Annotated in this window: 19 protein-coding genes; 16 read left to right on the top strand and 3 right to left on the bottom strand. The window is 61.5% G+C overall.

Annotated elements, in window-relative coordinates; all coding sequences use genetic code 11:
* Positions 1–36: 36 nt before the first annotated feature.
* The gene (locus tag AC1DD5_RS23085) at positions 37–1377 is read right to left on the bottom strand and encodes a lytic transglycosylase (RefSeq protein WP_477522847.1); all 1341 of its coding nucleotides are present in this window, start codon (positions 1375–1377) and stop codon (positions 37–39) included.
* A 260-nt stretch (positions 1378–1637) separates the two neighbouring features.
* Here AC1DD5_RS23085 and AC1DD5_RS23080 point away from each other — a divergent pair, with 260 nt between their 5' ends.
* Positions 1638–1991, top strand: coding sequence for an Rv2175c family DNA-binding protein (locus tag AC1DD5_RS23080; RefSeq protein WP_216922937.1), 354 nt, complete (start codon positions 1638–1640; stop codon positions 1989–1991).
* Positions 1992–2106: 115 nt separating this feature from the next.
* On the opposite strand, the gene AC1DD5_RS23075 is transcribed toward AC1DD5_RS23080, so the two are convergent.
* Both AC1DD5_RS23075 and AC1DD5_RS23070 read right to left on the bottom strand, forming a co-directional pair.
* Entirely contained in the window at positions 2107–3201 is a 1095-nt protein-coding gene (locus tag AC1DD5_RS23075; RefSeq protein WP_442017586.1) for a polyprenyl synthetase family protein, read from the bottom strand.
* Complete coding sequence (locus AC1DD5_RS23070) at positions 3198–3446, bottom strand: hypothetical protein (protein WP_477522846.1); 249 nt, start codon at positions 3444–3446, stop codon at positions 3198–3200. Before AC1DD5_RS23070 ends, AC1DD5_RS23075 begins: the two co-directional genes overlap by 4 nt.
* Positions 3447–3450: 4 nt before the next feature.
* Between AC1DD5_RS23070 and AC1DD5_RS23065 the strand changes: the two genes are divergently transcribed.
* The 15 genes from AC1DD5_RS23065 (at position 3451) to AC1DD5_RS22995 (ending at position 20883) form a co-directional block, all read left to right on the top strand.
* A complete protein-coding gene (locus tag AC1DD5_RS23065; RefSeq protein WP_442017584.1) occupies positions 3451–3744 on the top strand; it encodes a hypothetical protein in 294 nt (97 codons plus the stop codon).
* 94 nt (positions 3745–3838) lie between these two features.
* Positions 3839–5101 carry a DNA polymerase IV gene (gene dinB / locus AC1DD5_RS23060; RefSeq protein WP_477522845.1) on the top strand — a complete coding sequence of 421 codons (1263 nt, stop codon included), beginning with the start codon at positions 3839–3841 and terminating at the stop codon, positions 5099–5101.
* Between the two features lie 236 nt (positions 5102–5337).
* Positions 5338–5706 carry a DUF3040 domain-containing protein gene (locus AC1DD5_RS23055; RefSeq protein ID WP_224167050.1) on the top strand — a complete coding sequence of 123 codons (369 nt, stop codon included), beginning with the start codon at positions 5338–5340 and terminating at the stop codon, positions 5704–5706.
* A 487-nt stretch (positions 5707–6193) separates the two neighbouring features.
* Complete coding sequence (mraZ, locus tag AC1DD5_RS23050) at positions 6194–6625, top strand: division/cell wall cluster transcriptional repressor MraZ (protein WP_477522844.1); 432 nt, start codon at positions 6194–6196, stop codon at positions 6623–6625.
* A gap of 136 nt (positions 6626–6761) precedes the next feature.
* On the top strand, positions 6762–7790 hold the full coding sequence (rsmH, locus tag AC1DD5_RS23045; protein WP_477522843.1) for a 16S rRNA (cytosine(1402)-N(4))-methyltransferase RsmH: 1029 nt from the start codon (positions 6762–6764) through the stop codon (positions 7788–7790).
* Complete coding sequence (ftsL, locus tag AC1DD5_RS23040; protein ID WP_477522842.1) at positions 7787–8461, top strand: cell division protein FtsL; 675 nt, start codon at positions 7787–7789, stop codon at positions 8459–8461. Before rsmH ends, ftsL begins: the two co-directional genes overlap by 4 nt.
* 42 nt (positions 8462–8503) lie before the next feature.
* On the top strand, positions 8504–10300 hold the full coding sequence (locus AC1DD5_RS23035) for a peptidoglycan D,D-transpeptidase FtsI family protein (protein ID WP_477522841.1): 1797 nt from the start codon (positions 8504–8506) through the stop codon (positions 10298–10300).
* Positions 10301–10404: 104 nt separating this feature from the next.
* Positions 10405–12042, top strand: a complete 1638-nt coding sequence (locus tag AC1DD5_RS23030; protein WP_477522840.1) for a UDP-N-acetylmuramoyl-L-alanyl-D-glutamate--2,6-diaminopimelate ligase — start codon at positions 10405–10407, stop codon at positions 12040–12042.
* A 6-nt stretch (positions 12043–12048) separates the two neighbouring features.
* On the top strand, positions 12049–13539 hold the full coding sequence (locus AC1DD5_RS23025; RefSeq protein WP_477522839.1) for a UDP-N-acetylmuramoyl-tripeptide--D-alanyl-D-alanine ligase: 1491 nt from the start codon (positions 12049–12051) through the stop codon (positions 13537–13539).
* Positions 13536–14645, top strand: coding sequence for a phospho-N-acetylmuramoyl-pentapeptide-transferase (gene mraY, locus AC1DD5_RS23020; RefSeq protein WP_477522838.1), 1110 nt, complete (start codon positions 13536–13538; stop codon positions 14643–14645). The genes AC1DD5_RS23025 and mraY overlap by 4 nt, the downstream gene beginning before the upstream one ends.
* Entirely contained in the window at positions 14627–16216 is a 1590-nt protein-coding gene (gene murD, locus AC1DD5_RS23015) for a UDP-N-acetylmuramoyl-L-alanine--D-glutamate ligase (RefSeq protein ID WP_477522837.1), read from the top strand. The genes mraY and murD overlap by 19 nt, the downstream gene beginning before the upstream one ends.
* Before the next feature lie 2 nt (positions 16217–16218).
* A complete protein-coding gene (gene ftsW, locus AC1DD5_RS23010; protein ID WP_477522836.1) occupies positions 16219–17520 on the top strand; it encodes a putative lipid II flippase FtsW in 1302 nt (433 codons plus the stop codon).
* 6 nt (positions 17521–17526) lie between these two features.
* Positions 17527–18645, top strand: a complete 1119-nt coding sequence (gene murG, locus AC1DD5_RS23005) for an undecaprenyldiphospho-muramoylpentapeptide beta-N-acetylglucosaminyltransferase (RefSeq protein WP_477522835.1) — start codon at positions 17527–17529, stop codon at positions 18643–18645.
* Positions 18642–20012, top strand: a complete 1371-nt coding sequence (murC, locus tag AC1DD5_RS23000; protein WP_477522834.1) for a UDP-N-acetylmuramate--L-alanine ligase — start codon at positions 18642–18644, stop codon at positions 20010–20012. Before murG ends, murC begins: the two co-directional genes overlap by 4 nt.
* Positions 20005–20883, top strand: a complete 879-nt coding sequence (locus AC1DD5_RS22995; RefSeq protein ID WP_442005574.1) for a cell division protein FtsQ/DivIB — start codon at positions 20005–20007, stop codon at positions 20881–20883. Before murC ends, AC1DD5_RS22995 begins: the two co-directional genes overlap by 8 nt.
* Positions 20884–20891: the final 8 nt, after the last annotated feature.

Raw genomic sequence — 20891 nt, 5'->3', positions numbered from 1 at the left:
GGACCCAGGCCTCGTCCGAAGGTGCTTGGGAACGGCCTAGCCGAAAGTACGTTGCCGGGCCTTGATCGATTCGACGTAGCGCTTGGTGTCGTCGTACATGCCGTACTTGCTGACCGAGTACTGCCCTTGGTAGTAACCCGCAATGGCGTTGTCGAGGTCTTTGCTGGTGGCGATGAGTGCCCTGATGATGGCGACGCCGGCCGTTGCATTGTCATAGGGATCCAGGAGGTTGAGCTTGCGGCCCACCAAATCAGATGCCCATTGGCCGGAGGAAGGAATGACCTGCATGGTTCCAATGGCGTTGGCGGGGGAGACCGCACGCTGGTCGAAGCCGGATTCCTGTTCGGCGAAGGCAAGTGCCAATGAGGGGCTGACTCCCATGCGCCGGGCGGTATCAGCCACGATTGTTTTCATTTCATCACGGCTCGGGACAGGCGAAGCGTTCAGCAGCGCCTTGTTCTCGTTGGCGGAGCTGACGACAGCGGGCGGGTACGTAAAGCCGAGGAACGAGCTAGGCACCAGGGGCTTGGTTTCCCCGGCGGGCTGCAGTGACGTAGTGCCGGGGATGGTGAGCTTCTGTCCGGGGTAAATGACGGTCGTTGCCGAAACTGTATTGACGCTCATCAGCGCTGACAACGAAACGTTGTGACGCGATGCAATGGAGCTCAGGGTGTCGCCGGATTTGATGGTGTAGGAGCCCGTGTTGGCCACGGGAGTGGCCGCAGGTGCCGGAGCCGGGGCAGGAGCAGGGGGAGTCGCGGGCGAAGAGTCACCACTCACCTTGATCTTCTGGCCAGGGTAGATGATGGAGCTGCCACTGAGATTGTTCCAGCTGAAGATGCTGGACAGTGGGACACCGTACCGGGCGGCGATCGCGCCCAGCGTATCGCCAGAAACCACCGTGTAGGTTGTGGCATTTGAAGGTGCGCTCGGCGCCGGCGCGGGCGCCTGGTCAGGGGCGGCCGGGGCAGTGCCAGTGAGTTTGATGGTCTGGCCCGGGTAAATAAGCGTTGTTGCCGTGAGCTTGTTCAACTGCAGGACGGCGGACGTGTCCAGGTTGAAGCGGCGTGCGATGGCACTGATGGTGTCTCCGCGGACGATCTTGTAGGTGTCCGGTACGGAGGGAGTCATGGGCCGCAGGGCGGACGGAAGGGTCGCCGCAACCGCTTGGGCGGGAATCACATTGCCCACTTTGGTGGCCTGGGCCTTCATGGCTGCAGCGAGGGTAGCGGGAATCTTACGCGGCTGGGGTGCCGGTGCAGCCGTGGCTGGCTGGGCCAAGGCAAGCGAGGACAAAACCACGGCGGGAAGCGCAGCCGTGGTTGCCGCAATAACCGGCATGCTCATGGTTCGTTTCGGCGAGCGGGGCGTCGTCATGGAATGTGTCCTCATCTCAGCAGCGGGAGTAGTTTGTGTTGCCGCTGTTACCAGTGTTGCCAATGTTACTGATGTTATCAATGTTGCAAGTGTGATCAGTGTGAATCTCTCACACTTATTCATCAGGCACAACAATTCGCGCGCTTTGGAAATCTCCTCGCCGAATTCACCCCCATGAAAAGGCGACTTTCTCCCGCGTGGAGGGTCCGCCGTCGTACTTCGGCTAGGCGACAGGCAGCCCGGCGTGGCAACCTTGTTCCGTGAGTAATGTAGAAAGCCTTGTTTCCGACTGGTTGCCGCTGCCGGATGTCGCCGAGCTGCTCGGAGTTTCCATCACCAAAGTCCACGGACTGTTGGATGAGCGTGCGCTGGTTGCCATCAGGCGGGGTGAGCGGAATATCCGCTCGATTCCGGCGCTGTTTATTCAGGATGGACACGTCGTGGACAGCTTGAAGGGAACCATTGCGGTTCTTAGCGATGCCGGTTACAACGACGAAGAACTCATCGTGTGGTTGTTTACCCCTGACGATTCATTGCGGGGACGGCCTGTCGATGCATTGCGCGAAGGACGCAAGACGGAGATTCGGCGTCGCGCCCAGTCTCTCGCCTGGTAACGCAGTCTCGCCTGGTAGTCGGTTAGCCGACAGTTGGATTCCGTCATAAGCAGTTAAACAGCGGACGACGGCGGTTCTTGACCGCCGTCGTCGTCTCAACGCCTGGGAGGCGCCATCAAGCGGCCCGGCTGACAGCTGCCTCAGCCAGTTGGCGCAATGCTGTGAGCGGTAATTCTTCCACCGGCAGCTCTTCCAGGGCGGCGAAGGCTTTGTCGCTCAGCTCGTCAATAAGGGACTCCGTGGCATCAAGCGCTCCGCAGTTGACCATTATGTCGCGGATTGTGGAAACATCGTCCTCACCCAGATCCGGTTTCCCCAGCATTTCGTCCAGGTACGTGGCTTGATCCGTGGGAGCCAGGTTAATGGCAAATCCAACGAGCACTGTCCGTTTGCCCTCGCGGAGGTCATCGCCCGCGGGTTTTCCTGTCGTCTCGGGATCGCCGAAAACACCCAGGACATCATCGCGCAATTGGAACGCTTCGCCCAAGGGCAAGGAAAATGCGGAATATGCCTTCAGCAGCTCCTTGGATGCGCCTGCCAACGCTCCACCCAGGGCCAAAGGGTGCTCGGTGGAATATTTTGCGGATTTGTAGCGAATAATCGAGGTGGCGCGGTCCACGGAACCCGCTCGATCGCGTACAGGGCCGGCTACTTCCTCGAGAATGTCCAGGTATTGCCCGGCCATTACCTCGGCCCGCATGAGGTTGAAAATGCGGCGTGCTTCGCTTCCTGCTGCTGCCCGGGGTCCGATTTCCGTGAAGGATTCCTCGCTGAAGGAAAGGCACAAATCGCCGGTCAGGATCGCCGCTGCATGGCCGAAGCGTTCATTGTCCAGGGCCCAACCATTGGCCTGATGGAGTTGGCTGAAGCGACGGTGCACACTGGGACCCCCGCGACGCGTATCCGAACGGTCAATGATGTCGTCGTGGATGAGGGCCGCGGCTTGGAAAAGTTCCAAAGCACAACCGGCTGTCAGGATGTCCGAGTCACCGACGGGACCGCCCGCACCCCGCCAGCCCCAGTAGCACATCAGCGCACGGAGCCGTTTTCCGCCGGTGACGAGGTTCGATATTGACCCCATGAGGGGAGCGACATCGGGCGAAATCGTAGCCATCATGTCCTGCTGGACCGCCAGGAACTCATTCAGCTTCCCGGCTACACCGCCAATAAACTCGAGTTGCTCCGTGTGGAGTTGGGAAACCGGCGTCACTTGACGGACCCGGCCGCCACGTTCGCGCCGATCGTGAAGGTGGAAACGCCTTCCTTTTGCCTCACGGAAACATTGACCGTTTCACCGTCACCGCGGATGAAGTCGATCGACGTGACGTTGCCTACGGCTTGGGCGCCCGGAACAACCTTGAACCCTTGCGCTTCAAGGGATGTCTTGTAGTAATCCACCACGCTTTCCAGCGGAGCTTTAACCGTTCCTACGAGCGCAACGGTGGCAGGAGACACGTTTTTGTCAAAACTGCTGGAGCGCACGGACGTCTTGGGCATCACCGGGATGAGCTGTTCCGGAAAGCCGGGGACCAAGGCGCCCACTGTGGCCGTCGCGCCCGGCACAGGTCCGGCTGATCCGGACGAGTCAGGAGCCTGTGTCGAGGATGAAGGGGATGCCGGGGAAGATGGCGCAGCCGTGGAGGAATCAGAGGAGCTCCCCGATGCGGATGGGGCCGGGCTGCTGGTGGGCGGAGTACAGGCGGAAACCGCCAGGGCGACACTCGCTGCGAGCAGGGCAAACCCTCGCGATTGAGGAGTTCCAAAGAGCTTCACAGGGGTATCCTTCCTTGGGCTGACGGGGGACTGTGCCTCCAGTTTAGTCAGTGGCCGGGCATAGTATTGCCGTTGTGAGTCAGGAAGCATCCGGTAGCGCCCAAAGCGTGGGCAGCGAACCAGCCCGCAGCGCCCAGGATGCCCTGCGGGAACAGCGGCGAACCAGCATCCTCCACGTGGACATGGACGCCTTTTTCGTTTCCGTGGAATTGCGCAGCCGGCCGGACTTGCGGGGCAAGCCAGTAATCGTCGGCTTCCCTGCTGAACGTTCCGTTGTGTTATCGGCGTCCTACGAAGCCCGGGCCACAGGTGTGAAGTCAGCGATGCCCATGGCCATTGCCATGCGGATGTGCCCGGGCGCTGTCATCATCCACCCGCGCCACAAGCTCTACTACGAGGTTTCGGCGCAGCTCATGGAGATCTTCGCCTCCATCACGGACCTCGTGGAGCCGTTGAGCGTTGACGAGGCTTTCCTGGACGTCGGCGGTGCAATCCGCCGTCTCGGATCTCCCCTGGACATTGGCCATCTCATCCGCAAACGGGTTCGGTCTGAGCTTGGTATCACCGCTTCAGTGGGGATTGCCGGAACCAAATTTGTGGCCAAGATCGCATCCACCCGCTGCAAGCCGGACGGCATCCTCCAGATCGACGCCGAGGACACCATCCGGTACCTCCACAGCCTGCCCGTCAATGCCCTCTGGGGCGTCGGCGGCAAGACCGCCGAGGTGCTGGCACGCCTCGGCATACGGACGGTGGCCGACGTAGCAGCAACGCCCGTGGCATCGTTGAAAAAGGTCCTTGGCGCCAGCGGAGAGCATGTGCACCGACTGTCCCTGGGAATAGATCCCCGGCCAGTCACTCCTACCAGGCTGGAAAAGAGCATCGGGGCAGAAGAGACCTTCGCCACAGATTCGGCAGACGACGCCCTGGTGCAACGGGAGCTCCTCAGGTTGTCCCATCGCACGGCAGCGCGGCTGCGAAGTTCCGGGATGCTGGCCCGAACCATAGCTTTGAAACTCCGATACGCCGACTTTTCCACTGTGACCCGTAGCCGGACGGTACATACTCCCGTTGACAGCGCCCAGCTTATCTACCAGGTTGCCGTGCAATTGCTGGAGTCCTTGGGGGCACGATCCATGAGCGTCCGTCTTGTAGGCGTCCGTGCTGAGCAGCTGGAACCGGCCGGCCAGGCGTCCCTGCAGCTCAGCCTTGACCGGCGGGATGACAACTGGCGGGCCGCGGAGCAGGCCCTTGACCGCGTTGCGGAACGCTTCGGCTCCAAAACCCTGCTCCCGGCCAGGCTCCTGGATCCGGGCAAGACTCCCGACGCCCAATGACCCCCGCGAAGCCGGGCAGGCGCCCTCCGCGCGTCTTTCAGAACAGCGCCTGACAAACTATCCTAATTAGTACAGATATTTAGATCGTCTGGACAGCTGTTTCCTGAGCAGTCGGTCCCAGGATGTCCGCTAACACAGCGGAAATTTTTGGGAACGCTTTTCGTGGCCCGATCGTTTTGGAAGCAGACGCACAGGCCGCGATTCGTCCAGACGCTGGCTGACTAAAGGAGGTCGCGATGCCCCTCTCGGAGCATGAACAGAAGCTGCTTGAGCAACTTGAGAAGCAGCTTCATGAGGACGATCCGAAGTTTGCCAACACCATGGGTTCGGATCCCATCCGCAGCTGGTCAACCCGGCACGTGATAATTGGTGTCCTGGGTGCCATTGCAGGCATCCTTTTGCTGCTGGTCGGCGTGTCACTCCAACAGATTTTCGTTGGCGTCCTCGGCTTTGTCGTGATGGGCGCAGGTGTCTACTTTGCGACTCTTCGGGGCGCGGCGTTCGGCAAGGCCCGGAAGGGGAAAGCCGGAAAGTCAAAGTCCAAGAGTTCGTTCATGAGCAATCTTGAGGAGCGCTGGGACGAGCGTCGCCGCGACGACAATTGAGCGTGACCGCCAGCATTAGCCCGGAAACGGATCCTTCCAAGTAGCGATTCCATAATTACCTGCGTCGTAATTGGCGCATGCCCCTGAGTTGCAGGGGACACAAAAGACCCCTAACGGGTCTTTTTGCGTTTAACTGCACAGTCCTCCCAACTGCCCAGTCCTCCTAGCTGCCCAGTCCTCCTTGCTGCACCATCCTCCACTTTCCACCCCCTTCAGGATTGGCAGCCCACTGTGGAGCCGCAGCGACACCGTGCTGCGCCTGATTCCAGCGTGGCCCATTGAGGCGTGCACCCAGACCTGCCTCTGTCCTCCACTTCCCACCACGTCCGTGGATCCGCGCCATTACGCGCCTTCAGAAACTCAAAGTGGTGGAGAAACACCCTGTTGTGCGTTGACTGTGGGGCTTTGTGGAGTAAAGTGGAGCGCATAAGAGGGTATTGGCAGGGTTGGGTATGAACGGGCACCTTGACTGAGGGGCGGTGGGCCGGTGTTTCTTGGCACCCATTCCCCACGTCTTGATGAAAAGGGCCGGCTCATACTTCCCGCGAAGTTCCGTGAGGAACTTGCCGAGGGCCTGGTTCTCACAAGGGGTCAGGAACGTTGCATTTACGTCTTCAGCCAGAAGGAATTCGAGCGCATTCACGAATCGATGCGGGAGGCACCGCTGTCCTCCAAGCAGGCTCGTGATTACATTCGGGTTTTCCTGTCTGGAGCCTCTGACGAGGTACCTGACAAGCAGGGGCGCGTGACGATTCCGCCGGCGCTCCGGGCCTATGCAGGGCTTGGCCGGGAATTGGCAGTTATCGGTGCCGGTACCCGCGCGGAGATCTGGGATGCCGAGGCTTGGAATGAATACCTCGCCGAGAAGGAAGCAGCCTTCTCGGAAACCGACGATGACAATCTGCCCGGGTTCATCTAACCGGCGGAGGGGGCCTTGGCCCCGGTTCTTGGATGGGATCTCCAGCCGCCCATCGAACTGTCTTCCTGGCTCAACTTCCCCTGAGCCAGGCCGGCGGAACGATAGGCGCGGATGGGGATCCGATCCAAGGAATTGAATGCAAGCGATTGAGGAAAGAGGAGGCAACGTGGAAGAGCAGGACGCGGCAAAGCCCACATCTGAGCGCCACGTGCCCGTCCTGAAGGACCGCTGCATCAACTTGCTCGCCCCCGGCTTCGAAGCAGCACGCACCCGTGGTGAGAGGCCGATCGTTATCGATGCGACGCTGGGCATGGGCGGCCACTCCGAGGCCATGCTGCAACGCTTCCCTGATCTGCACCTCGTGGGTATCGACCGCGATGAGGAAGCGTTGGCGTTGGCCGGTGCGCGGCTGGAACCATTCTCGGATCGCACGGATTTGGTTCACGCGGTCTATGACGAAATCGAGGACGTCCTGGCGGATTTGGGTATCCCTGAAGTCCACGGCATCCTCATGGACCTGGGTGTATCGTCCTTGCAGTTGGATGAACGGGAGCGTGGCTTCGCCTACTCCTACGATGCACCGCTGGACATGCGCATGGACACCAGCCGGGGGCAAACCGCGGCAGACGTCGTCAACAACTACAGCGAAGAAGACCTGGTCCGCATCATCCGCAAGTGGGGCGAAGAGAAGTTCGCCGGGCGGATTGCGAACAGGATCGTTACTGCCCGGGCTGAGAAGCCCTTCGCCGCCACCGGAGAACTCGTTGAGCAAATCCGGGGCGTGGTACCTGCTGCCGCGGCCAAGAGCGGTGGCCACCCGGCCAAACGGACCTTCCAGGCGCTGCGTATCGAGGTCAACGAAGAGCTCGACGTCCTGGAACGGGCTGTTCCAGCCGCCGTCGCAGCGACGGCCATGGGCGGGCGGATTGTCGTGATGTCCTACCACTCCCTGGAGGACAAGATCGTAAAGTCCGTCTTCCAGGCCGGATCCAAGTCCTCAGCACCGCTCGGATTCCCCGTTGAACTCGAAGAACACAAACCCGAACTGAAAACACTGACCAAAGGCACGGAAGTGCCTACGGCCGCAGAAATTGCCGAGAACCCCCGCGCGGCGTCTGCCCGACTCAGGGCCGTGGAGCGCATCAAGCCAAGGAGAGTCGCATGAGCACCGCCGCAGCGAAGACACTGCCCTCCGTGGTAGGCAACACGGCCAGGGCACTCCCGGCTCCAGCAGGCAAGCCCGACGTCGGCCGCAAGGCGCGCACGCCGCTTTCGCTTGTGCGCAGCGCCCCCGGGAAGCGGCGCACTCCCTTTGTTGTCCTGTGCTTCGTGGTGATGGCGGCCGCCCTGCTGACGGTGCTCGTTCTTAACATCTCTGTATCCACAGCCCAGTACCGGTTGGTGCAGCTGAAATCAGAAGCAGCCACGCTGAACAAGGAAAACCAGGACCTGACACAGAAGAAGCAGAACTTCGAGGCTCCCCAGAATCTGGCTGCAAAGGCTGCAGAATTGGGAATGGTACAGTCCACCGTCAAGGGTCAGATCGATTTGAGCACCATGACGGTTACCGGAAAGGCAACCCCGGCTGTCAAGGGAGACACCCCCGCGGCCGTGATCGCCGCTCCGGCCGTTGCCGGCCAGCTTGATGTGGTGCCTTCGGTGACTACCAAGGATCCGTTGGAAAACCTCAAAGCGGCAACACCTGCAGCGCCTGCGGCCACACCGGCTGCTCCTGCTGCGAAGCCGGCTGCGCCTGCTGCCAAGCCGGCAGCACCCCCTGCGGAGCTTCACGGGGGATCAGTTCCCGCTCCCCAGCAGAAGGCACCAGGGCACTAGCCCACAAGATCACCGACGCAAGGCCAGCAGCAAGGAATCCACGTGGCGCAAAACCCCGGCAAATCAAAAAAGACCAAGGTGCCGGCGGCGAGGAAGCGGCTCCGTGTTGGTCTTGGCATCATGCTGACCCTGCTGTTGGTGGTGGGCGGAAAACTCTTTATGGTGCAGGGCCTCGATGTCGGTGGCATGGCCGAGGCCGCCCTTGCGAACCGCCTCACGCCGCAGGTACTGCCGGCCGAACGCGGCAGGATCCTGGACGCCAACGGTACCGTCCTCGCCAGCAGTGTCATCCGCTACAACATTGTTGTGGACCAGGTCCTGAACACTGCTACAGCTGAATTCAAACGGTACAACGAGAAGACTGAAGAAATAGAGACGATCTCCCGGGACCAGGGGATCTCCGAACTGGCTTCGCTCCTCGGGGCTGACCCTGCCAAGGTCAGGGAGTCGCTCACTGGCGACAAGAAGTACTCTACGGTGGCTAAGGACGTGAAGCCGGAGCTTGAAGACCGCATCTCCAAGCTGCACATTCCGGGTGTGGCCGCCGAAGGCGTCAGTAAGCGTGTCTATCCGAACGGCAGCGTTGCAGGCGGCGTGGTGGGTTTCCTCCAGGATGGCACCACAGGCCAGGCAGGCATCGAGCAAACCCAGGACCAAGTGCTCCGCGGTACCGAGGGCAAGCGTGTTTTCGAGATTGGCGCGGATGGCCTCAGGATTCCCGTGGCCACTGATGAGCTCACGCCAGCTGTCGATGGAAGCGACGTCAAGCTGACCCTCAATACAGACATCCAGTACTTCGCACAGCAGGCCATCCAAAGCCAGGTCAACAAGATGAACGCTGAGTGGGGTTCGATCATTGTGATCGACACCAAGACGGGCAACCTCATCGCCTTGGCCGACACGAACGCCCCGGACCCCAACGACCCCGGGAAGGTTGATGCCAAGGACCGCGGTGTGCGTTCTGTGACGGCCGCCTACGAGCCTGGATCCGTCGAGAAGATGATCACTGCCTCTGCCGTGATTGAGGAGGGAAAGTCTTTTCCGCTGGACCACTTCACCATCCCGCCCTCATATACCATCGACGGTCAGACGTTCACCGATGCGTTCGAGCACGGCACCGAAGAACGCACGCTGGCCGGAATCCTGGGCTGGTCCATGAACACCGGCACCGTGATGGCGGGAAGCAGGCTGAGCAAAGAGCAGCGCTACGAATGGTTGAAGAAGTTCGGCGTCGGCGAACAAACGGACATTGGCCTTCCCGCGGAAGCGACGGGTATCCTCGCCAAGCCTGATCAGTGGGATGAACGCCAGCAGTACACGGTCCTGTTTGGTCAGGGAGTTTCGCAGTCGACGCTGCAAACCGTCCGGGCCTTCCAGACGATTGCCAACGACGGCGTGATGGTGCAGCCAAGGCTCATCGATAGTTACATCACGCCTGAGGGTGAAGAGCAGAAGGTGCCTGCCAAGGAGTCCCGGCAGGTGGTGTCCAAGGAGACTGCCCAACAAATGAAGGACATCCTGGAAAGCGCAGTGACCGAAGGACAGATCAAGGACGCGGCCATTGACGGGTACCGGGTGGGAGCAAAGACAGGCACCTCACAGGCGCCCCGGGAAGATGGACTCGCCGGTTTTGACGGGTATACGGCCTCGATGGTGGGGATGGCGCCCATGGATGACCCGCGCTTCATCGTGGAGGTAGTCCTGCAGCGTCCCAGGGGAAATATCTACGGCATCACCAATGGTCCCGTGTTCCGTTCGGTCATGTCCCAGGTCCTCAGGACCTACAACGTGGCGCCATCCACCGGCACCCCCGCGCGCCTGCCGCAGTTCGTCAAGTAAGCTTCTTGGGCGTCTGTTTCGGCCAAAGAATTTGATCCATCACTATCGGCTGGGCGCCGCTGGCCCCAAGCCGGTCGTTCCACCGAGCATCAACGGAGAACCACGTGTCAGAGCACAATGAGGCCGCTTTCCATTCCGAGGCGCCCGAGACGGGCACCTCCGGCTTTCGTCCGGCGTCTGTGGCTGCAGTGCCTTTGTCGACCCTTGCGGAAGCCCTTGGTGTCCCCGTCCCGGCGGACGGGGACAACAAGGGAGTTACGGGGATCTCGCTGAACTCCCGGGCCATTGAACCGGGTGACCTTTACATGGCCCTGCCCGGCGCTTCGCGCCATGGAGCCGACTTTGTCCCACAGGCGGTCGAGGCCGGCGCCGTCGCCGTAGTCACTGATGACGCCGGGGCACGGCAGCTCGCCCTGGCAGGCGAGCAGCCCGTACCCGTCCTCATCGTCGACGAGCCGCGCGCCGTCGTCGGACGTTTGGCGGCCCTGATCTACCGCAGCCAGCCGGACGACGGCGGGTTCCCGACGCTGTTTGGAGTTACCGGGACCAACGGTAAAACGACTACAACATACTTCATCAATTCCTTGCTCCGTGCCCTGGGTAAAACCCCGGGACTCATCGGAACAATAGAGATCCTGGCCGGGGGAGACCCTATTCCGAGCCTGTTGACCACGCCGGAATCCACCGACGTCCATGCACTGCTCGCCTTGATGCGGGAACGCGGGCTGGAGGCGGCCTCCATGGAGGTGTCCTCCCACGCCGTTGCTTATCACCGCGTCGATGGCGTGATGTTCGACGTCGCCGGCTTCACGAACCTCACCCAGGACCACTTGGACCTGCACGGCAGCATGGAAGAGTACTTCCGCACCAAGGCCGAGCTGTTCACTGCCGGACGGGCACGCCAGGCTGTGGTGATGGTCGATGACGAGTGGGGGCGCAACCTGGCGCGAACAGCGGACATTCCGGTCACCACACTTACTGCCACGACAGGTGGCAGCCCTGCCGATTGGTCCGTTGCCTCAACAACGTCCCGTGGACTCGGCACCGATTTTGAACTGCGGCACACAGACGGCCGTGTCCTACGCGTACACACTGGCTTACCGGGTGACTTCAACGTGGCGAACGCGGCCCTTGCCACGATCATGGTGCTGTCATCAGGCATGGATGCTGAGACCCTCCAAGGCGCACTGGGCGCCCACGATCCCTTCACCGTGGCCGTTCCTGGACGAATGCAGCTCATCTCCACCGCGCCGGCGGCCGTGGTTGATTTTGCCCACAATCCCGATGCCCTGGCCCGCGCACTCCAGGCTGTGCGGTCACGTGAGGAAGGCTCCCGGGTCATCGTGGTGTTCGGGGCCACCGGGCAGCGGGACCAAAGCAAGCGTCCGACCATGGGCGCCATCGCGGCACGCTTGGCGGATATTGTCATTGTCAGTGACGACGACCCCCATGACGAGGATGCTGCGGCTATCCGGTCAGAGGTCCTCGCAGGTGCCCATGCCGCTCGTGAATCAGGGAACCTGAGCAGTGAAATCATCGAATCATCACCCCGGGATGCCGCCATCCGACTCGCCGTGGAGCTGGCCACTCCGAAGGACACCATCCTGATCGCTGGTCGTGGCCACGAGGTATGGCAGGAGGTCAAGGGCGTCAACCTGGCTCTCGACGACAGAGTGGAACTGCGGACCGCCTTGACATCCAGGGGATTCAGCGTTTCAACGGACCAGCGGATAGAGTCCTAAACCGAGATGATTGCACTTACTGCGGCGGATATCGCCCACATCACCCATGGCCGTTTGACCGGAGACGGGGACATCGCGCCCACTTCTGTCGTCACTGATTCCCGGGAAGCTACACCTGGTTCGCTCTATGTGGCGAAGCCGGGCGAGCACGCAGATGGTCATGACTTCGTTGACGCTGCCTTCGAGCGGGGTGCCGTCCTGGTGTTGGCCGAACGCGAGGTCACTGACGTTGACGGTAAGCCGTATCCCGCCGTCGTTGTTGATGACGCCGTGCTCGCCATGGGAGCGCTTGCTGCCGAAGCAGTCCGCCGCATCCGCTCTGCCCGGGAACAGCGCGGCGAGCAATTTACAGTGATCGGTATTACTGGCTCGGCCGGCAAGACCACCACCAAGGACTTACTCGCCGGCGTGTTGTCCCAAGCCGGGCCCACAGTTGCTCCCCGGGGCTCATACAACGGTGAGGTCGGCGTGCCCCTGACCGTGTTTGCCGCCGATATGGACACCCGCTTCCTCGTCATTGAGATGGGAGCCACCGGCATCGGGCATATCAAGTACCTCGCTGGGATGGTGCAGCCCGATATTGGTGTGGTGCTGGTGGTCGGCACCGCCCACGCCGGGGAATTCGGCGGTGTCGAAAACATCGCTACGGCCAAGGGCGAACTTGTAGAAGGGCTTAGTGAGCACGGCACAGCCGTCCTGAACCTGGATGATGGCCGCGTTGCTGCCATGAAGACCCGCACCACGGCCAAAGTCCTCGGCTTCAGTGCCTCTCCAGCGACGAACGAAGACGTGGAAGCGCGCAACGTTGTGGTCAACGCCGAAGGCCACCCCGAGTTTGAACTTGTACTGCCCGACGGCGGCCCTTCCGTTCACGTCCGAAGCCGCCTGATCGGCGGCCATCACGTGACGAACCTGCTGGCGGCTGCTGCTGCGGCATTTGCCGCGGGCATCCCTGCGGCAGACATTGCCTCCTCGCTTAGTTCCCAGTCCGCTGCCAGCCGCTGGCGCATGGAACGAACCGAGCGCCCTGACGGTGTCACCATCATCAACGACGCGTACAACGCCAATCCTGAGTCGATGCGGGCTGCGCTGCGCACCCTCGCTGATCTTGGCCAAGGCAGGCGCACATGGGCCGTCCTTGGAGCCATGCTTGAGCTCGGCGAGGATTCCATCAGGGAGCACACTGCAGTGGGAACACAGGTGGTGCGCTTGAACATCTCCAGGCTCGTGGTGGTGGGACGCGAAGCGCGGGCCCTTTACATATCGGCCATCCAGGAAGGTTCGTGGGGGGACGAATGTTCGTTCACGGAGACTGCCGAAGAAGCCTACGAACTCCTGCAAAGGGAGCTGCAACCCGGAGACCTGGTCTTGTTCAAGTCCTCCAATGGCGTGGGGCTGAGGCATTTGGGCGATCGGATAGCATTACCCCCACGGGCCGAGTCCACCGGGGAAAGCGCGGCTGAAGATGCCGCAAGCGAAGGGAACGAGCTGCTGTGATTGCACTTTTGATCGGCGCCGGCGTCGCCCTCCTAGCGGCCCTGATAGGGACGCCCCTGTTCATCAGGTTCCTGGTGGCCAAGAGCTATGGGCAGTTCATCCGCGATGACGGTCCCACCTCGCACCACACCAAGCGAGGCACGCCTACCATGGGCGGGACCGTGGTTGTTGCCGCGGTTCTGATCAGCTACTTCGTGACCCACTTGATCATGTGGATGATGAATCCGCGGTCCGCGGGACCCTCCGCGTCCGGGCTGCTGCTGCTGTTCCTCATGGTGGGAATGGGCTTCGTTGGCTTCCTGGATGACTACATCAAGATTTCCAACAAGCGCAGTTTGGGCCTGAACGCCCGCGCCAAGCTGATCCTGCAAGCCGCCGTCGGCATCATTTTTGCCGTTCTGGTGCTGCAGTTTCCGAACGAGGACGGACTTCGTCCGGCTTCCACGCAAATTTCCCTCGTCCGCGACATCCCCTGGCTGGATCTCGCCTTTGGTGGGACCGTCCTGGGCGCAATTCTCTTTGTCGTTTGGTCCAACCTCATCATCACCGCAGCTACCAACGGCGTGAACCTGACAGACGGCCTGGATGGGCTCGCGTCGGGAGCATCCATCATGGTGTTCGGCGCCTACACCATCATGGGGATCTGGCAGAACAACCAGGCCTGCGGTTCGCCGCGTGAGGCCGGCAGCGGTTGTTATCAAGTGCGCGACCCCATGGACCTGGCGCTCCTCGCGGCCATCCTGAGCGCTGCTTTGGTGGGCTTCCTTTGGTGGAATACATCACCGGCCAAGATCTTCATGGGTGACACCGGTTCCCTGGCAATCGGAGGCGCCGTTGCCGCTTTCGCGATCCTGTCCCGAACGGAACTTTTACTGGCCTTCATCGGTGGCTTGTTCGTCCTGATCACCCTTTCCGTCATCATCCAGGTGGGTTTTTTCAAGCTGTCAGGTGGCAAACGCGTCTTCAAGATGGCCCCATTGCAACATCACTTCGAACTGAAGGGGTGGGCAGAGGTCACGGTTGTTGTCCGCTTCTGGATCCTTGCCGGGCTCTTCGTGGCCGCCGGCCTTGGAATCTTCTACGCTGAATGGGTGGTGCTGCTGTGAATGCAAACCAGGAGAGCGCGCCGTCGGCCAACGACCGCCTTAAGGATCTCACCAGTTGGGATGCCGACTGGAGTGGCTTGCGTGTAGTGGTGACGGGAATCGGCGTGTCCGGTTTTGCCGCCGCAGATACCCTCATCGAACTTGGCGCAAGAGTTGTGGTGGTGGATGCCTCCACCACGGCGAAAGCAAAGGCGCAGGCCGACACCCTGAAAATCGTGGGGGCGGTGGATGTGCTGTTGGGCGAAGAGTCCGTGAAGGTCCTTCCCCTCATTGACGGCAACAAGCCGGAGCTCATTGTGACCTCGCCGGGCTGGCGCCCGGACCAAGCCCTGCTGGCCGCCGCCGCACGCAAGCACATTCCGGTGTGGGGCGACGTCGAATTAGCGTGGCGCGTCCGCGAACGGGCGGGCCGGAAGACCGCTGATTGGCTCACCATCACCGGCACCAACGGTAAGACCACCACGGTAGGGATGACCGAGTCCATGCTGCAGGCCGCCGGACTCAAAGCCATTGCCGTGGGGAACGTGGGCACGCCCATCCTTGACGCTCTCAGGGACCCGGTGGAGTACGACGCTTTTGCGGTGGAACTCTCAAGCTTCCAGTTGCATTGGAGCCATTCGTTGTCCCCGGTGGCCAGCGTATGCCTGAACGTGGCCGAAGACCACGTCGACTGGCATGGCTCCTACGCCTCTTACCTTGCCGATAAAGCCAAGGTCTACGAGAACACGCAGAAGGCGGCCATCTACAACGCCGACCAAATTGAAACCGAACGCATGGTGGAGAACGCTGACGTCGTGGAAGGTTGCCGTGCGGTGGGATTCACCACGAACACCCCCGGCGTCAGCATGCTGGGTGTGGTGAATGGATTGTTGGTTGACCGCGCGTTCATCGAAGAGCGGAAAAACTCAGCCGCCGAACTCGCGTCCATCTCCGATCTTGGGCCAGTGGCACCACGCCACATGGTGGCCAACGCCTTGGCCGCCGCGGCCCTCGTGCGTGCTTATGGGGTTGAGCCTGCCGCCGTGAAGCAGGGCTTGGTCAACTATCTGCCTGGCGAGCATCGTATCCAGCTCGTGGCCAAACACGACGACGTCCTGTGGATCAATGATTCAAAGGCCACCAACCCCCACGCCGCTTCGGCCGCGCTTTCAGCTTTCCACAACGTGGTTTGGATCGCAGGGGGCCTCTCCAAGGGCGTCAATTACGATGACCTCGTCAAGGAGCACGCCCCCCGCTTGAAGTCCGTGGTGCTCATCGGCACTGACACGGAGGCCTTGGAAGCGTCCCTCCAGCGACACGCACCGGATGTCCCCGTGATAGCCCAGCCCAAGGGCGACACTGAAAGTGTGCAGACCGCAGACGGTAACGCCTCCTCGCCGATTTTTGGTGAGACCATCATGGTCCAGGCTGTGAGGGCAGCGGCCAGCGTGGCGGAACCAGGTGACACCGTGCTCATGGCTCCGGCGGCTGCATCCATGGATCAGTTCTCTTCCTACGCTCACCGTGGCGACGCTTTCGTCCAGGCAGTACGCGAGCTCGTGGAAGGGCAGGCAAAGACCACCGAGGAGTAACAATGGTCAGCACGCCCACCCGCAGCCGCGGCAAGGTTTCCGGGAACGTCGGAGCCGAGGCTCCGTCGGCTGCCCGCAAGAAGCCCGTCCGGCTCCGGGGCCATGTTCGCTCCTTCTGGGAAGGCCTGGAGGGCAAGAGCAAAGCGCCCAACAGCTCCACGTACTACCTCATTCTTGGATGCGCCCTGGCCCTCACGGCCATCGGTGTCATGATGGTGCTCTCTGCTTCCAGCGTGGAAGCGATCTCCGAAGGCAAGTCCCCGTACGCAGACGCGTTGAAGCAGGCGATGTTTGGCGTCGTTGGACTTCTGGCGATGTACCTGATCTCCCGGACCAACGTCAGCTGGATGAAGAGGCTGTCCTGGTGGGGACTCGGTGCCGTTGTGGTCCTGCTGATACTTGTCCAGGTTTTCGGCCGCAGCACACTGGGCAACCAGAACTGGATCGACATCGGCGGGATCAGCATCCAGCCCTCGGAAATTTCGAAGCTGGTTCTTTGTGTTTGGATAGCGGCGGTCCTGGCACGCAAGGAGAAGTACCTGCATCGCTGGATGCACGTGATCATCCCGGTGGTCCCCGGTGCTGGCCTGGTCCTTGGGCTGATCCTCGTGGGCAATGACCTGGGCACGGCGATCGTTGTCATGGCCATTGTGGCTGCGGGGCTGTACTTTGCCGGGGTTCCCACCAAGATGCTGGCAATTGCCGGCGTGGCAGGAGCCATCGGCGCGGCAGCGATGACAATCATCAGTCCCAACCGGATCTGCCGGGTGACGGCCTGGTTGGGCATGGCAGGGGATTCCTGCACCGCAGACTCCGACTTCACCTACCAGTCCACCAACGGCATGTATGGATTGGCGCAGGGCAGTTGGACCGGACTTGGTCTGGGGCAGAGCAGGCAAAAATACAACTGGCTTCCTGAGGCCCACAATGACTTCATCTTTGCCATCATCGGCGAGGAACTGGGACTGGTGGGCACCCTTGTGGTCCTGGTGTTGTTCGCCATCCTTGGCATCGCCATTTTTCGTGTCGTTGTCCGGCAGACGGATCCGTTCCAGCGCACGCTAGCCGGTGGCATTATGGTGTGGCTCCTGGGACAGGCAAGCATGAACATGGCCGTGGTGACCCAGCTGCTTCCAGTGATCGGTGTCCCGCTGCCTTTCATTTCTGCAGGTGGCTCGGCCTTGGTGATGTCGCTGTGCGGCGTGGGCGTAGTGTTGTCCTTAGCCCGCGGACAGTTGCCACCACAACAGCGTCCCAGGCTCTTGCCGCGTCGTTTGTCCAAGACCGCACGAAAGCGTAAATAGCACTTCATGACTTCAGATTCCCCCCACGCGTCCAAGCCGTTGTCCGTCGTGCTTGCAGGCGGTGGTACGGCCGGCCATGTCAGTCCTTTGCTGGCCATCGCGGACGCAATCAAGGTAAAGCGTCCGGAAGCTGCCATCCTGGCTGTCGGCACGCCGTCGGGCCTGGAAACCAGGCTTGTCCCGGCGGCCGGGTACGAGCTCGCCACTATTGACCGTGTCCCATTGCCACGAAAACCGTCCCTTGATCTCGTGAAGCTTCCGGGGCGCTTGAGGGGAGCAGTCAAGCAGGCGGAACGAATCCTGAATGACGCACAGGCCGATGTCCTGGTGGGTGTGGGCGGCTACGTGTGCACGCCCATGTATTTGGCCGCCCGCAGGCGCGGTACGCCTATCGTGATCCACGAAGCCAACATGAAGGCGGGGCTGGCGAACCGGGTGGGTGCACGGTTCAGCCGCCATGTTGCCGTGGCGTTTGCCGGTACGCGCCTTCGCGGCGCCCGCCACGTGGGAATGCCCATGCGCCGCGCCATCTCAGGACTGGACCGCACCAAGGCCGCGCCTGCTGCCAAGGCTTCGCTGGGCCTCAATCCGGACCGTCCTGCCTTGATCGTGACTGGCGGGTCCTCCGGAGCACTGAGCATCAACCGTGCTGTGGCTGCTGCGTTGCCCGCGCTGGCAGCTGCCGGGATCCAGACACTGCACATCACCGGTACTGGCAAAGCTGTTCTGGATAACCACGGCGGACTCCTCGCCGCTGATGGCTACCGGCAGGTGGAGTACGTGGATGGAATGGAGAATGTCTACGCTGCTGCAGACATCCTGCTCGCCCGTGCCGGGGCCGCAACCGTTAGCGAAGTGGCAGCAGTAGGGGTTCCAGCGGTGTTCGTGCCCTTGCCGATCGGCAACGGTGAGCAAGCCCTTAATGCAGCTGCCTTGGTGGAGGCCGGCGGAGCGCTGATGGTCCAGGACAAAGAATTCACCCCGGAATGGCTCAAAGAAGAACTCATTCCACTCGTATCGGACCGCGGCAGGCTGGACGACATGGCCCGCAGGTCCGAGGCCCTTGGCATCAGAAACGCCGATCAGCGCATGGCTGATCTTGTCTTGGAAGCGGTATCCGCATGACGCACGCGATTGCACCACTCGAGTCCCTTGGACGAGTACATTTCATCGGCATCGGCGGCGTGGGAATGTCAGCCATCGCCCGGATCATGGTGGCCCGGGGTGTTCCCGTGAGTGGTACGGACGCCAAGGACCTTCCAGTCATGCATGACCTGGCCGCAGCAGGTGCCCGTATTGCCGTGGGATACGACTCCGGCAATTTGGGTGACGCCCAAACTGTTGTTGCCGGCTCCGCAATCCGTGCTGACAATCCTGAGTTGTCTGCGGCGCGTCAGGCTGGTTTGCCCGTGCTGCATCGTTCCGAGGCATTGGCTGCGACCATGGACGGCCACAGGGTGGTCACCATCGCCGGTACGCATGGCAAGTCCACCACCACGTCCATGGTCGCGGTCCTGCTCAAGGAAGCAGGGTTGGATCCGTCGTTCGCCATTGGCGCGAACGTCCCGGCACTGGGAGTCAACGCGGCTCATGGTTCCTCGGATATTTTCGTGGCTGAAGCGGACGAGTCCGATGGTTCGTTCCTCAACTACCGTCCTCTGATCGCCGTCGTCACCAATGTGGAAGCGGACCATCTGGACCACTACGGAACCGCTGAAGCTGTTTATGCCTCCTTTGATAACTTCGCGGCGCTCCTGCCGCCCCACGGAGTCCTTCTGGCATGTGCGGACGACGAGGGCGCCCGCGCCTTGGCGGAGCGGACAGCCGCCAAGGGAACCACTCGCGTGCTTACGTACGGGACAAGTCACGACGCCGATATCCGCCTTCACGATGGTGGCCCGGGTGATGTCTCGGTAGCAGTGGATGGAGCCGGGTACGACTTGGACCTGCAGGTCCCGGGAAGGCATAACGCGCTCAATGCGGCTGCCGCGTTCGCCGTGGCCTTGGAGCTTGGCGTAGCGCCCGGGACGGCGGCTACGGCACTTGGACACTTCACCGGTGCGTCCCGGCGCTTTGAACTCAAAGGGCAGGGGAGGGGCGTGCGTGTATACGACGACTACGCCCACCATCCAACTGAAGTGCGTGCGGCCCTTTCCGCCGCCCGCTCTGTGGCCGGCGGCAACAAAGTCCACGTTCTCTTCCAACCGCATTTGTTTTCACGGACCCGGGAATTCGCTGCGGAGTTTGCAGCGGCACTGGACGCAGCGGACACGGCGCTGGTCCTGGACATCTACCCTGCCCGTGAAGACCCCATCCCCGGCGTCACGAGTTCGTTGATTGCTGACCGGCTCTCCCAAGGACGGCTGGTCTCTGGTGACGAAGCTGTGGATGCTGTTGTGGCGTCCGCTGGCGAGGGGGACATAGTGCTGACCGTGGGAGCCGGAGATGTCACTGCTTACGGCCCGGTGATTGTGGAGGCGCTGGGTGGCTAGCACCCGTAAGCCAACCTTCAAGCCCGGGGCAGATTCCAGCCGGGAGAACAAGAGCCGTTCGGCCGGTGGTTCCCCGGACAGTGTCATCAGCGCCCAACGGTCAGTCGGGCCATCTCCAGTGACGAGTACGGTCAAGCAGAGCAGCGCGGACAACGTCATTGCTTTTCCCGAGCCAAAGGGCAAACGCAAACGCAGGCTCCTGCTGTGGACGCTCTGCATCATTACGGCTTTCGTAACGGTGCTCATAGTGGGTGCCATCTATTCGCCCGTGCTCGCGGTCCGGACCATCACTGTGGACGGCACCAAGCTAGTGACGCCTGAGACTGTGCAGAAGGCTTTGTCAGGTGTCGGGGGCAAGCCGCTGCCGCAGGTGAGCGAGCAGGAAGTCAATGAGCTCCTGAAGCCCTTGGTCCAGGTGCGTTCGGCAACTGTGGAGGCAAGGCCGCCGTCGGAATTGCTCGTGCACGTCAATGAGCGCGTACCAGTGGCCCTGTTGAAGCAAGGCGACTCGTTTGTGATGGTGGATGTAGACGGAGTCCAGTTGGGAGCCACACAGGATCAGTCTGCGGTTGCGCTGCCCCTGATCGACGCTGGTGCAGGTGCCACCAACACTGGGTTGTTTAAAGCCATTGCGGCTGTCCTGAACACTTTGCCGGCCGATGTGCTTGCGAGGATGTCCACCGCATCCGCTGCGTCGCCTGATGCCGTGGAGCTGAAACTGGTGGACGGAAAGACGGTAGTGTGGGGCAATGCCGAGGACAAGGAACTGAAGGCGAAGGCACTTGAGGCACTACTGAAGATGCCGCCGGATCCCAAAGTTCCCGTGAACGTCTACGACGTCAGCGTGCCCCGGCATCCATTCACCAAATAAAGAGCATT

The sequence above is a fragment of the Paenarthrobacter sp. 10L420 genome (genome assembly GCF_056395385.1).
The sequence above is the reverse complement of the archived record's forward strand: the minus strand, read 5'-3'. Positions and strand labels throughout refer to the sequence as shown.